The organism is Pseudomonas sp. NGC7 (assembly GCF_047159675.1).
Lineage (GTDB): Bacteria > Pseudomonadota > Gammaproteobacteria > Pseudomonadales > Pseudomonadaceae > Aquipseudomonas > Aquipseudomonas kermanshahensis.
Genome location: NZ_BAAFZY010000001.1, coordinates 479972 through 493555 on the forward strand (window position 1 = coordinate 479972; position 13584 = coordinate 493555).

Below are 13584 nucleotides of genomic sequence, written 5' to 3' on the forward strand. Positions count from 1 at the left end.
TCGCGATTGTTGCAGAGGCAGGGGGCGGGGCGCAATGGACGCTTATCGGATTGCCACTATGGTGGGGGCGCCGCCGGGTGTAATGATTGGGTGATTTGGCGCCTGTGAGATCGAGCGCCGCCCGCGCGGCGCATCGCGAGCAACGCTCGCTCCTACGTTTGTTTCGGGCCAATTATTCCTGGGGCATATGCGCGCGACCGCTTTGTATGTTCGACGCGATAACGCGCCATGCGCCAAGGCGGTCGCGCGCGCCTGTCACAGGCGTTACTGGCCAAAAATAAACGTAGGAGCGAGCGTTGCTCGCGATGCGCCGCGCGGGCGGCGCTCGATCTCACAGGCGCAACAACACTCAAGCCCTACAAACCGTGACTATGCACCTTACGCCGACGCCACCCCCGCAACCGCTGCTCCAGCTGCAACGGGCTGTCCAACTGCTGGCGGCGGGCCTGGCTGAACAGGATCAAGGCCAGCTCAGCAGTCACCTGGGCATCGGCACTGGCATGGTGGCGCTCTTCCACCTGCAGCCCAAAACGCGCAACCCAGTCATCCAGCCCGGCTTCGCGCAGCACCGTGTCGGGGTTGAGCATCGGCGCCAGTTCGGCAACATCGAGAAACGGCAACTGCAGGCGATAGCCCAGGCTTTCTTTCAGCGCGCGCGCGAGCATGCGCTGGTCGAAGGGCGCATGGAACGCCAATACCGGGCTATCGCCAATGAAGTCGAGCAGGTCGAGCAAGGCCTCGACCGGGTCGCAGCCGGCCGCCAGGGCACTGGGCCCCAGCCCGTGGATCAACACGCTGGCGTTGGTCTTCTGGGTCGGGCGGTACAGGGTGCGTTCAAACTGCTGGGCAAAGTCGATGGCGCCGTCTTCAATGGCCACCGCGCCAATCGACAACACCTGGTCACGGTTGGGGTTGAGGCCGCTGGTTTCCAGGTCCAGCACCACCCAGCGCTGTTCACGCAATGTGCACACCCCCAGCGCCGCGGGCTTGGGCAACTGCGCCAGGCGCTGGCGCGAGGCGTCGTCCAGGTCGGGCAGGCTGGGGCGTAGCCAGGCGAACAGGCTCATAGCTGGTACCGCAAGGCCAGGCTGCTTTGCAGGCGCTGCGCCTGGCGCAGCGACTCCCGCAGGATGCGCCGGTCCAGGTGGTTGAGGCTGTCTGGGTCGACGCGGTTGGAGTAGGGCAGGTTATCGCGGGTCTGGCGCTGGTGCTGCTGCATGCGGGTTTGCTGGATGAAGTGGTAAGCCTCTTCATACGCTGCGCCGTCGAGTCGCTCGATGACGCCTTTCGTCACCAGTTGGCGCAGGCGCTCGAGGGTGTTGCAGGCATCGATGCCATTGGCCAGGGCCAGCAACCGCGCGCCATCGACGAAGGGCGTCAGGCCCTGCACCTTGAGGTCGAGGGTGGCCGCTTTGTCATTGCCTTGGCGGGTCAGCACGAATTCACGCAGGCGGCCCACCGGTGGGCGCTGGCGCAGGGCGTTGTCGGCCATCATGCGCTGGAAGAGGCGGTTGTCGGCCACCTGCGCCAGCAGGCTTTGGCGCAGTTGCTCGCAGCCTTGCTCGTCGCCCCAGACCACGCGCAGGTCGAAATAGATGCTCGAAGCCAGCAGGTTTTCCGGGCTGGCCTCGCGGACGAAACCGGCAAAGCGCTGCGCCCATTCGCTGCGTGACAGGCACAGCTCGGGGTTGCCGGCCATGACATTGCCTTTGCACAGGGTGAAACCGCACTGGGCCAGGCATTGGTTGATGTACTGCGCCAGTGGCAGCAGGCGGGCCCGGACCGCGTCGGCTTCGGCGCTGTCGCGGGCTTCGAACAGGATGCCGTTGTCCTGGTCGGTGTGCAGGGTCTGCTCGCGCCGCCCTTCGCTGCCGAAACACAGCCAGCTGAAGGGCACGCCTGGGTCGCCGCGCTCGGCCAGGGCCAGTTCGATGACCCGGCAGACGGTGTGGTCGTTCAACAGCGTGATGATCTGGGTGATCTGCGTCGACGAGGCGCCGTGGGCGAGCATGCGCTCGACCAGTTGGCTGATTTCACCGCGCAGGGAAACCAGGGTTTCCAGGCGCGGTGCATGACGAATGGTACGCGCCAGGTGCACCAGGTCGACCCGTTGCAGGGAGAACAGGTCACGTTCGGAGACCACCCCGCACAGGCGTTGGTTGTCCACCAGGCAAACATGGGCGATGTGCCGCTCGGTCATGGCCATGGCGGCGTCGAAGGCGCTGGCCTGCGGGCTGAGGTAGAACGGTTTGGCGGTCATGTGCCGCTCGATCGGCGCACCCAGGTCGGCATCGGCGGCCGCCACCACCTGGCGCAGGTCGCGCAGGGTGAAGATGCCGATCGGGTAGCGTGCGGGGTCGACCACGACAATGCTGCCGACCTGCTGCTCGTGCATCAACCGCACGGCGTCGCGCAGCGGCATGTCGGGGCTGCAGACCACCGGGTGACGCATGGCCAGTTCGCCCAGGGGAGTATTCAACGAGTACTGGGTGCCGAGGGTTTCCACGGCGCGTTGGCGCACTTGCTGGTTGACCTGGTCGAGCAGGCTGCTGACCCCGCGCAGGGCGAAGTCGCGAAAGGCTTCCGACAAGGAGAACACGCGGATGAACGCGGCCTTGTTCAGTTGCAGGCAGAAGGTGTCCTCACCGGCCAGGTGCTCGGTGCGGGTGGCACGCTCGCCCAGCAGCGCAGCCAGGGGGAAGCACTCGCCGCTGGTGATCTCGAAGGTGGTTTCCACCCCGGGTTTGACCAGGTGCTGGCGCTCGCCGACGACGCGCCCCTGCTTGACGATGTAGAAGTGCTCGACCGGGCCATCGGCGGGTTTGACGATGCTTTCGCCGCTGGCATAGAAGCGCAGCTGGCACTGCTCGACCAGGTACGCCAGGTGGCCGTGCTCCATCTGGTTGAACGGGGGGAAGCGCTGCAGAAACTGCAACGTGCCTTGTATGTTCTGTAGCACAGCCGTCCTGCCCGCCTGGCTGTAGGCGTCCTTTTTACTCATGAAGCTGACCGTATCGCTACGCCGAACTATATATATCTATATATAGGTGCCGGCCTTGTTGTTCTCGGTCTCCATGGTCGGCTGGCTGCGCTGTGGTGCACATTGGACGTAAGTCTATGAGCGGCGTGTGATCAATATCGCAAGATGCGGTCTTACCGTGAGCACGACTTTTTGACGAGATGACCATGGTTGAGCATGACGACCTCCTGAGTGACGCCGAACGCGAGGCACTGGCCGTGGTGAGTGCGCCTGTTGCGCCCCGACCGGTGGTGCTGGTGGTGGATGATAATCCAGTGAATAGCGAGGCCTTGTGCCTGTACCTGAAAAGCAGAGGCATCGACTGCATGACGGCTGACGGTGCCCAGGAGGCCATGTTCAAGCTGTATTACGAGCCAAGGATCGCCTTGATGATCACCGACCTGCGCATGGAACCCAAGGATGGCCTGGAGCTGATCCGGCAGGTGCGCGAGACGGAGCGGGCGGCGTTGTCGATCATCGTGGTGTCGGGCGACACCGATGTGAAAGAGGCGGTGGATGTGATGCACCTGGGGGTGGTGGACTTTCTGTTGAAGCCGGTGGATCTGGGGAAACTGCTGGGGCTGGTAAAGAAAGAGTTAGGGCTCAAGTAGGTCGGTTGCTTGTGCCATAGCATTCGCGGGCAAGCCCGCTCCCACAAGTACCCCAACGCATTCGAGCTGAGTGGGGTACCTGTGGGAGCGGGCTTGCCCGCGAATGGGCCGCACAGCGGCCCCTTGCGATTTACAGCCCGTTACGCGCCTTGAACTCGCGACGACGGCGGTGCAGTACCGGCTCGGTATAACCGTTCGGCTGCTTGCCACCTTCGATCACCAGCTCTACAGCGGCCTGGAACGCGACGTTATCGTCGAAGTTCGGCGCCATCGGGCGGTACAGGGCGTCGCTGGCGTTCTGCTGGTCAACCACCACCGCCATGCGCTTGAGGCTTTCCAGCACCTGCGCCTCGCTGACCACGCCATGGCGCAGCCAGTTGGCCAGCAACTGGGCCGAGATGCGCAGGGTGGCGCGGTCTTCCATCAGGCCGACGTTGTTGATGTCCGGCACTTTCGAGCAACCCACGCCCTGATCGATCCAGCGCACCACGTAACCGAGAATGCCTTGGGCGTTGTTGTCCAGCTCGTTGCGGATCTCTTCGTCCGACCAGTTGGTGTCGGCGGCCAGCGGGATGGCCAGGATGTCGTCGACCGACGCCGGGGTGCGCGTAGCCAGCTCGCGCTGACGTGCCTGCACATCGACCTTGTGGTAGTGCAGGGCATGCAGGGTCGCGGCAGTCGGCGAAGGTACCCAGGCGGTGTTGGCGCCGGCCAGCGGGTGAGCGATCTTCTGCTCGAGCATGGCGGCCATCAGGTCGGGCATGGCCCACATGCCTTTGCCGATCTGCGCACGGCCTTGCAGGCCGGTGGCCAGGCCGACGTCGACGTTGTTGTTCTCGTAAGCGCCGATCCACTTCTCGTTCTTCATGGCGCCTTTGCGCACCACAGCGCCGGCCTCCATGGAGGTGTGGATTTCGTCACCGGTGCGGTCGAGGAAGCCGGTGTTGATGAACGCTACGCGCTCGGCGGCTGCCTTGATGCAGGACTTGAGGTTGACCGTGGTGCGGCGCTCCTCGTCCATGATGCCGACCTTGACGGTGTTGCGCGGCATGCCCAACAGGTCTTCGACCTGGCTGAAGATTTCGGCGGCAAAGGCCACTTCTTCAGGGCCGTGCATCTTCGGCTTGACGATGTACACGCTGCCGGTGCGGGTGTTCTTGCGGCTGGTGTTGCCATTGAGGTTGTGCAGGGCGATCAGGTTGGTGAACAGCCCGTCCTGGATACCTTCCGGGATTTCGTTGCCCTGGGCATCGAGGACCGCCGGGTTGGTCATCAGGTGACCCACGTTGCGCACGAACAACAGCGAACGACCGTGCAGGGTGACGCTGCCACCGTTAGGCGCGGCGTACTCGCGGTCTGGGTTCATGGTGCGGGTGAAGGTCTTGCCACCCTTGTTGACGCTTTCGGCCAGGTCGCCTTTCATCAGGCCCAGCCAGTTGCGGTAGACGATCACCTTGTCATCGGCGTCTACAGCCGCAACCGAGTCTTCACAGTCCATGATGGTGGTCAGTGCCGATTCCATCAGGATGTCTTTGACGCCGGCGGCATCGGTGCTGCCGACCGGGGTGCTGGCATCGACCTGGATTTCGAAGTGCAGGCCGTTGTGCTTGAGCAGCACGGCGGTCGGCGCGGCGGCGTCACCGACGAAGCCGATCAGTTGTGCGTCGTCACGCAGGCCGCTGTTGCTGCCACCCTTGAGGGCGACCACCAACTTGCCGCCCTGGATGCTGTAGGCGGTGGAGTCGACATGCGAGCCCGCAGCCAGTGGCGCGGCTTCGTCGAGGAAGGCGCGGGCGAAGGCGATGACCTTGTCGCCACGCGCTTTGTTGTAACCCTGGCCTTTCTCGGCGCCGCCTTCATCGCTGATGGCATCGGTGCCATACAGGGCGTCGTAGAGCGAGCCCCAGCGGGCGTTGGCGGCGTTCAGGGCGAAACGGGCGTTCATCACCGGCACGACCAGCTGCGGGCCGGCCATGCGGGCGATTTCTTCGTCCACGTTTTGTGTGGTGGCCTGGAAATCGTCGGCTTGTGGCAGCAGATAGCCGATTTCCTGGAGGAAGCTTTTGTAGGCTACGGCGTCATGGGCCTGGCCTTTGCGTGCCTGGTGCCAGGCGTCGATCTTGGCTTGCAGCTCGTCGCGCTTGGCGAGCAGGGCTTTGTTCTTTGGAGCGAGGTCATTGATGATCTTCTCTGCACCTGCCCAGAACTGCTCGGCGACGATGCCGGTCCCTGGGATGGCTTCGTTGTTCACGAAGTCGTACAGGACCTTGGCGACCTGAAGGCCACCGACTTGAACGTATCCAGTCATTGCTTGCCTCACTCTGCTCAGCTATTTCGCTCTTCTGTATTAAGCCTGTAGCGCTTCTCTAAACACGGCACCAGTGCGTGCCCTGGGTGAATGAACCCTAGGGCGGCTGGGTGCGGCCTGCCAGACGGGCTGGCGGGCAGTGTGCGTATTTTCACAGGCGCCTTGGCAGACATCCAAACGACGTTTTGTAGTCCGCGCCACGGGATACTACATGAAGCAGTAGGCGGGGCAAAATCAGACTAAAAGCGTCGTTGTGCGACCCGTTGGTCGCGTATGGTCACGCTGGGAGTGGGTATGTTCGCAAAAAACAGGTGGATTGTTCCAGATAAATCTTGAAACAGTACACGATTCGTTATGTCGATTGCCCTGCGGCAGGTTGCCGCGCCTTGCCTATACTCAACCGATCCCCCGGTTTATCGCCGCCCAGCGCGGTTCGACGCAGAGGAAGGGCTTGTGGATCATCTTGTACTCACTGTGATTGCCCCTGACAAGGCCGGCCAGGTCGAACGCATTGCCCAATGCATCGCCGACCACAGCGGCAACTGGCTGGAAAGCCGCATGTCACGCATGGCCGGGCAGTTTGCCGGCATCTTGCGGGTGGCGGTGCCGGCAGAAAATTACACAGAGCTGGTGGCGTCGTTGCAGGGCTTGGCGCGGTATGACATTCGCGTACTGATTGCCGAGAGCGGCATCGAGCCCTCGTGCACCTGGAAGCCGATCGCCATGGAGCTGGTGGGCAATGACCGGCCGGGGATCGTGCGTGATATCACCCGGCTGCTGGCCGAGCTTGGGGTGAACCTGGAGCGCTTTACCACCGAAGTGCGGCCTGCACCGATGAGCAGCGAGCCGCTGTTTCATGCCAATGCGTTGTTGGCGCTGCCGTTGACGTTGTCGCTGGATGAACTGCGGCAGCGGTTGGAGAGTTTGGCGGATGATTTGATGGTGGAGTTGGAGTTGCGGGCGGAGGATTGATTTGGGATTGCCGGGGTCCGCTTTGCGGCCCATTCGCAGCACAAGGCTGCTCCTACAGGTACCACGCAACCTCTGTAGGAGCAGCCTTGTGCTGCGAATGGGCCGCGAAGCGGACCCCAGGGTTATCCCCCATTTCACAGGTACGGCCCTGTGGATAACCTGGGGGCGTACCTCTCCAGCCCAGGTAACACAAGCCTTGCAAGCTTTTGATCAAAAAACACCCAAATATCAGCAGCTTGTGCACAAAGCACGGGGACGAGGGTGTGGATAACCTCTGGAGATGTCTCTGCAAGCCACGGCTGGCGTACCTTGCAGAGTTTTGATCATTTTTTGATCAGGCGCGTTTGCGCAAATTCAACCAGGCATCGACGCTATAGATCGCCAAACCCGCCCAGATGAACATGAACGCCACCAGCGTGCTCGACGACAAATGCTCGTCAAACAGCAACACTGCCTGCAGCAATACCAGCGTCGGCGCCAGGTACTGCAGGAAGCCCAAGGTGGTATACGGCAGGTGGCGTGCGGCGGCGTTGAAGCACACCAGCGGTACCAGGGTCACTGGCCCTGCCGCCATCAACCACAACGCTTCGCTACTGGTGTAGAACGCGCCCTGCGCGCTCAGGGCAGCGGGGTGCAGCAACATCCAGCCAAGGGCCAGCGGCACCAACATCCAGGTTTCCACCACCAGGCCCGGCAGCGCCGCCACCGGCGCCTGTTTGCGGATCAACCCATAGAAGCCGAAGCTCAGCGCCAGCACCAGAGACACCCAGGGCAGGCTGCCCACTTGCCACACCTGCTGGGCCACCCCCACGGCCGCCATGGCCACCGCCAGCCATTGCAGGCGGCGCAGGCGCTCGCCGAGGATGAGCATGCCCAGCAACACGTTGATCAGCGGGTTGATGTAATAGCCCAGGCTGGCTTCGAGCATGCGGCCGTTGTTCACCGACCACACATACGTCAGCCAGTTGCCCGCGATCAGCGCGCCGCTCAGGGCGAGGATGGCCAGCCTGCGCGGGTTGTCGCGCAGTTCACGCCACCAGCCTGGGTGCTTCCATACCAGGAGCAGCAGCGAACCGAACAACGCTGACCAGAGCACCCGGTGGACGATGATCTCCACGGCGGGGACGCTCTGGATTGCCTTGAAGTAAAGGGGGAACAGGCCCCAGATGATGTAGGCGCTGAGGCCCAGGATGTACCCGCGTTGCGGGTTTGCGGCGTGCATGCAGAATCCTTGCTTAGGTAGCTAAATAAAGCGACGCCTATTGTAGACAGAGGTCAGCACACATCTAGAACAATTTCAGCGGTTGTTCATCGAGGGCCGCCATCTGCTCGCGCAGTGCGAGAATCTGGTCGCCCCAGTAGCGCGGCTGGCCAAACCAGGGGAAGCTGCGCGGGAAGGCCGGGTCGTCCCAGCGGCGGGCCAGCCAGGCGCTGTGGTGCAATTGGCGCAAGGCTCGCAAGGGCTCGATCAGGGGCAACTCGCGAGGGTCGAAGTCGTGGAACTCGTTGTAGCCGTCGATCAGCTCTGCCAGTTGGCCGAGGCGTTCCTCGCGGCTGCCGGCGAGCATCATCCACAGGTCTTGCACCGCTGGGCCCATGCGGCAGTCGTCGAGGTCGACGACGTGATAGACCTCGTCGCGATGCATCAGGTTGCCGGGGTGCAGGTCGCCGTGCAGGCGCATCACTTTGTGCGGGGTGCGCGCGTAGATGTCCTCGACCCGCTTCAGCAGGTCGCGGGCGACGGACTCGAAAGCAGGTAGCAATTCCCGCGGTACGAAGTTGCCCTCAAGCAGGGTTTGCAGTGATGCGTGGCCAAAGTTGTCCACAGCCAATGCTTCGCGGTGCTCAAACGGGCGTGTCGCGGCTACGGCGTGCAGGCGGCCGAGCAACTGGCCGAGGCGATACAGCTGGTCGAGGTTGCCGGGCTCCGGGGCATGGCCGCCGCGGCGGGGGAACAGGGTGAAGCGAAAACCCTGGTGCTCGAACAGCGTGCGGCCGTCATGTTGCAAAGGCGCGACCACCGGCACTTCACAATCGGCAAGCTCAGCGGTGAAGCGGTGCTCTTCGAGGATGGCCTCATCGCTCCAGCGGCCTGGGCGGTAGAACTTGGCGATCAGCGGCTGCGAGTCTTCGATGCCCACCTGATAGACGCGGTTCTCGTAGCTGTTCAGGGCCAGGATCCGGGCGTCGCTGAGAAAGCCAATGCTTTCAACGGCGTCCAGGACCAGGTCGGGGGTGAGGGTAACGAAAGGGTGAGACATGAAGGCTCCGCAGGGGCATGGGGCATAGCGCCCGCATTGTAATGACGCTCTGAGCGCCCAGCGTCCCCCAATCGGTTCGCAGGCGCAAGCGATCGAATAGGCACGCTGACCCGCCGGGTACCTAGCATTTCTGCCAGTACCCACAAAAGGGATGCTGGTTTACCGTCCTGCTCATCGCTCTCGCATATCGGCAGTCGCGCACGAACGGTTCATAGATCCCGGGTTCGCTTGGTCATATCGGCCACTGGAGCACCGGGGCGGTTGTCACCTGCGCATGTGCGCGGAGTGGCTTCGACAAGGAGAAGATTCATGCGCCGTCTTGCTGCGTTCGGTCTTGCTGCACTGCTGATAAGCTTGGTGGGATACATGAGCCTCGCACCTTCGCAGGATCGCTCGAAAACACGACAGGCAACGCCTGAACAGTGCCAAGCGCCTGCCTATGAAAAGCCCGCTGCTGGAGAAACCCCCTACAGCCAGGACAGTTCGGTGACCAATGTTGGCGGGGCCTTCCAATGCAAAAACGACAGAGAGGGTACTGTCGGTGCCTGGCAGTGGTGTAATCAGCCACCTTACTCCCCCGGTGAGGCATTCAACGGTAGCGACCTCTGGCGCGATGCGTGGAACGACCTTGGTGCTTGTAATGCTCAGCCCCAGACCAACACCCTGGAACTGTCATTCACCACAGTGGCGGGCAAGGTACCGTTCACGGCATCGGCGCAAGGGGTCGGGCCGGCAGGGCGGCGCAACCTTGAGGTCAGTGGCGTGCTGCGCTGCAAAAAAGAGACGATTCCGTTCTCGGGGCGTTCTGATGAAGTGCTGACTTTGCCTGACCTTCCTGCCTGCAAGTACGACCTGATCATGAACGAAGCGCAGGGTTACCTGCCGCTGACCACGCCTACCCAGGTCGAATTCAAACCTGACACGCCAGAAAAGATCAGCTTCGAGGTCAAGTTTCGCCAGCCACTGGACCTGAGCAGGCTAGTAACGCTGCCAGGTGTGAAGGTGGAACTGTTCGCCAGCGGCTTGTATCAACCGCGGCAGATGGCGATGGGTAACCGGGTGCTTTACGTCGGTTCCAGTGCCATCCCCGTCTACACCTATGAAGCGCGCACGGCCGGGTTCATCTATGCGATCCCGCTGGACGAGGCCGGTAAGCCAACAGGGGTGTATCTGCTTGCCTCTGGGCTGGAAGAGCCGCATGGCGTGGTGTACCGCGATGGCGACCTGTATTTCTCGACCTCCGGCAAGTTGTATCGGGTGCGCAATGTCGATGAGCACTATCGTGATGCTAAGCCTGAAGTGGTGATGAACTTCCCCGCCGACGACACCGCCTTCCCGCTCGCCCGGCCTGGTCAGCGTATCTGGCACCAGAAGCATCCGTTGCACTTCAACCCGATTGATCCATTGGACAAGGGCCTTTATACCGCCGTCGGTATTCCCTGCAATACCTGCATCATTCCGCCAGATGGGCGTTACGGCACCGTCTTGCGCTATGACATCGAAAACGGCACCTCGCGGGTGCTGGCCAGAGGCGTGCGCAACGCGGTCGGCTTCACCTGGCACCCGGACGGCAAGATCTGGTTCACCGATAACAACCGGCAGGGCTACCTGAACTCCGACGAAGTCAACTTGATCAGCCAGGAAGGGCAGCATTTCGGCGTGCCGTATTTCTACGGCCGCGATGTGCCTGGGTTTACCCAGGAGGAATACCAGGAGCCAGGCTCTATCGTGCCGCCATTGGCCGATGGGGCGATCGTTTCGGACAAGCCATTGCACCTGCTCAAGCCTGAAGATTATCAGGCGCCCGCCTATGAACTGGGCAGCAACACCGCACCGCTGGGCATCGAATTCTGGAACGGGTTCTACAACGACGCCGCCAATCTCCAGCGCCTGCTGGTGGCCGTACATGGCACAGGGATCAAGGCCAGCCCAGGCATGGAGCTGCGCATGCTCACAGTCAAGGACGGACGTGAGGTTATCAACCAGATCCCGCTGGTAACGGGTTGGGGAGGCTCGACAGAACACTTCAATGTGTATTGCCTGGACGATTCGTGCCTGGGTCGCCCAGCCGACATGTTGCCATTGAGCGACAACTCGCTGCTGGTGTCCGACGACTTGGCCGGGGTGATCTACCGGATCACCTTCGACTCCACGCAAGTGATAGGCAAGAGCCTGCTCAAACTGCAACCCACTGCGGCGCCAAGCCCCGAGGTACGGCCACTGATGATCAGTGGCACGCTCAAGGGCAGCGATGGACGCAGCCGGCGTTTCGATGTCGCCTGGGGTGAGTCGCCACTGAGCATCAAGGGCCTGGCTGCCGGCACGTATACGGTCACGCTGGACAACGTCGGTGAGCTGATACCCAGCCAGCGCCAGCAGCAGGTGACGCTGAGTGACTCGCCGAACGCGCAGGTAGTGCAACTCGCCTACATCGAACGGCCACCGTTCCAACCCGTCAAGGCCACCGTGGTTGCACCGGCCAAGCCTGCATTCAGTGGCGAGGCGCCGGAGCAATGGGAAGTCACCCTGATCAGCGACGGGGAGGCGCAGGTCATCAAGGTGCCATGGGGCAGATCCCATGACGTGCTGCTACCAGTCGGTGAGCACAAATTCAACTTCCCGTACTACCAGGGCGAACTGCCTGAGCCGACCCAGCAGGTCGTGAACATCGATGAAGAAAGCCGGGATGCAGTGAAGGTGCAGATGCGCTACCAGCACGTCGCCGAACTCGGCAAACAGGTTGTGGCGACCACCTGTGCGAAGTGCCACACCGTGCAGTACTTCCAGGATGCCAACAAGGCCATCAACTGGAGCCTGGCGGGCAAGGAAGCGTTGGTACAGCAGATCCTCGGCATGAGCGTGAGTGGGCATTGCGATGCGTCTTGCTCGGGGCAGATTGCGGATTACTTCTATGACGAACTGTGGGCCGGCTATCTGGACCCTGGGCAAGCATACGGCAAGCGGCAACTGCGCCTGCTGACCCGTGACGAGTATGTGAACAGCGTGCACGACCTGTTTGCCGTGCACGTGCAGGCCGATGCGTTGCCGGCCGACAAGTTTGATAAAGCGTTCAAATACGTCGGGGAGGCAGATCTGGGGATGATCAACGCCGAAGACCTGAAGACGCTGTATGACGTGGCGTGGAATGTGGCAGGCAAGGTCGACCCGCAATGGCTGGCTCAGCAGAGCGTCGAAAGCCTCGGCCATCGCGTCTTCCGACGGCCACTGAGCCCGGATGAGTTGAGCCGGTATGAGGCCGTAAAGGCTGACCATGATGATGCCTCGCTGGTCGCAGCATTGCTGTTGTCACCTCACTTCCTGTACCGCTCCGAATTGGGCGTAACAGATGGCCGGACATCCGGCACCTATCAGTTGACCGCCAACGAACGAGCGACAGCGCTTTCTTACGCAATGCTGGGTACCACGCCGAGTGAAGAGCTCATGCGCAAAGCCGAACAAGGCCAGCTCGAGACGCCCGAGCAGATGGGGGCGCTGGCTCAGCAGATGCTGATGAGTGAGCAGGGCATCGCACAGTTCAACCGCTTCATCAGCTACTACATCAAGACCAGCCGCGATATCCAGGAAAAGCCCGGGCTGGCGCCTGAGGTCATCCAGAGCATGCGACAGGAGCAGGCACGTCTAGTGGGGGAGGTGCTCAAGAGCGGCGGGGCATTCAATGCACTGTTCAACCCTGGGTATACCTTCCTCAATCAAAGGTTGGCAGAACAGTACGCGATTGCGGGCGTGACCGGCGACGACATGCGCAAGGTCACGGTCGATGAACGAAGGGGTGGGCTGTTGCACCTGGGCGCTACCCAGGCGGCCACCTCTGACTACCAGGCTACCTCTCTGGTCAAGCGCGGCATCATGATCCGTGAGCAGCTGCTGTGCCGGGAGTTCGGTGCGCCGGTCGATGCCGACCCGCAAGAGCCGCAGTATCCGCCAAGGGCGATCACAACCCGCGAGCGTTGGGACCTGGTCAACGGCGAGCAGGCCTCGGAGGGCCGTTGCTGGCAGTGCCACAAGTACATGAACGACACCGGTTCCAGCATGGAAAACTACGATGCGTCCGGGCGTTATCGCGAAACCGAGCCGGCTTACAACCATGCGCAGTTCCCGGTGCAGGTGAACATTGATGCCGCAGGGCCGTTCATCAGCAACACGGGCCTGGAGAACTGGGCAAGCGTCCACAACGTGCGCGATATCGCTCGGCTGCTGCCCACTAACCTGACGGCGCAAACCTGCATGGCCGACAGCTATTTCCGTTTCATGTTCGGCAACAAAGTGTCTGCAGGGTCGGTGGGCACGTTGAAGGCTGCCGCCGAATCGCTCAAGACCAACGGTTCGTTGATCCAGATGATTCGCGAGCTGGCTACCTCACCTGTGTTCCTCAAGCGCCAAGAGGAGAATTGA

The 13584-nt window shown here is 62.1% G+C and carries 8 protein-coding genes; 3 read left to right on the plus strand and 5 right to left on the minus strand.

Annotation, left to right across the window (positions count from 1 at the left end):
- Positions 1-356: 356 nt before the first annotated feature.
- Both ACMCNM_RS02145 and ACMCNM_RS02150 read right to left on the minus strand, forming a co-directional pair.
- Positions 357-1067: a PolC-type DNA polymerase III gene (locus ACMCNM_RS02145; RefSeq protein ID WP_274887179.1), complete on the minus strand. Its 711-nt coding sequence runs from the start codon at positions 1065-1067 to the stop codon at positions 357-359.
- On the minus strand, positions 1064-3001 hold the full coding sequence (locus ACMCNM_RS02150) for a DUF294 nucleotidyltransferase-like domain-containing protein (protein WP_412763867.1): 1938 nt from the start codon (positions 2999-3001) through the stop codon (positions 1064-1066). The genes ACMCNM_RS02145 and ACMCNM_RS02150 overlap by 4 nt, the downstream gene beginning before the upstream one ends.
- 179 nt (positions 3002-3180) lie before the next feature.
- Between ACMCNM_RS02150 and ACMCNM_RS02155 the strand changes: the two genes are divergently transcribed.
- Positions 3181-3630, plus strand: coding sequence for a response regulator (locus ACMCNM_RS02155; RefSeq protein ID WP_238212439.1), 450 nt, complete (start codon positions 3181-3183; stop codon positions 3628-3630).
- 130 nt (positions 3631-3760) lie between these two features.
- Here ACMCNM_RS02155 and ACMCNM_RS02160 read toward each other — a convergent pair whose 3' ends face one another.
- Positions 3761-5938 carry a malate synthase G gene (locus ACMCNM_RS02160; RefSeq protein ID WP_027594341.1) on the minus strand — a complete coding sequence of 726 codons (2178 nt, stop codon included), beginning with the start codon at positions 5936-5938 and terminating at the stop codon, positions 3761-3763.
- 453 nt (positions 5939-6391) lie between these two features.
- On the opposite strand from ACMCNM_RS02160, the gene ACMCNM_RS02165 reads away from it, so the two are divergent.
- Complete coding sequence (locus tag ACMCNM_RS02165) at positions 6392-6910, plus strand: glycine cleavage system protein R (protein WP_027594342.1); 519 nt, start codon at positions 6392-6394, stop codon at positions 6908-6910.
- Between the two features lie 334 nt (positions 6911-7244).
- Here the strand turns inward: ACMCNM_RS02165 and rarD are convergent, their stop codons facing one another.
- Both rarD and ACMCNM_RS02175 read right to left on the minus strand, forming a co-directional pair.
- Entirely contained in the window at positions 7245-8132 is an 888-nt protein-coding gene (rarD, locus tag ACMCNM_RS02170) for an EamA family transporter RarD (protein ID WP_085274054.1), read from the minus strand.
- Positions 8133-8196: 64 nt separating this feature from the next.
- Positions 8197-9171 carry a serine/threonine protein kinase gene (locus tag ACMCNM_RS02175; RefSeq protein WP_186681307.1) on the minus strand — a complete coding sequence of 325 codons (975 nt, stop codon included), beginning with the start codon at positions 9169-9171 and terminating at the stop codon, positions 8197-8199.
- A 366-nt stretch (positions 9172-9537) separates the two neighbouring features.
- On the opposite strand from ACMCNM_RS02175, the gene ACMCNM_RS02180 reads away from it, so the two are divergent.
- Positions 9538-13584: a DUF1588 domain-containing protein gene (locus ACMCNM_RS02180; RefSeq protein ID WP_412763868.1), complete on the plus strand. Its 4047-nt coding sequence runs from the start codon at positions 9538-9540 to the stop codon at positions 13582-13584.

Coding starts and splice junctions, on each gene's coding strand:
- ACMCNM_RS02160 (WP_027594341.1), bottom strand. CDS start 5,938: ATGACTGGATACGTTCAAGTCGGTGGCCTTCAGGTCGCCAAGGTCCTG.
- ACMCNM_RS02150 (WP_412763867.1), bottom strand. CDS start 3,001: ATGAGTAAAAAGGACGCCTACAGCCAGGCGGGCAGGACGGCTGTGCTA.
- ACMCNM_RS02180 (WP_412763868.1), top strand. CDS start 9,538: ATGAGCCTCGCACCTTCGCAGGATCGCTCGAAAACACGACAGGCAACG.
- ACMCNM_RS02145 (WP_274887179.1), bottom strand. CDS start 1,067: ATGAGCCTGTTCGCCTGGCTACGCCCCAGCCTGCCCGACCTGGACGAC.
- ACMCNM_RS02175 (WP_186681307.1), bottom strand. CDS start 9,171: ATGTCTCACCCTTTCGTTACCCTCACCCCCGACCTGGTCCTGGACGCC.
- rarD (WP_085274054.1), bottom strand. CDS start 8,132: ATGCACGCCGCAAACCCGCAACGCGGGTACATCCTGGGCCTCAGCGCC.
- ACMCNM_RS02155 (WP_238212439.1), top strand. CDS start 3,181: ATGACCATGGTTGAGCATGACGACCTCCTGAGTGACGCCGAACGCGAG.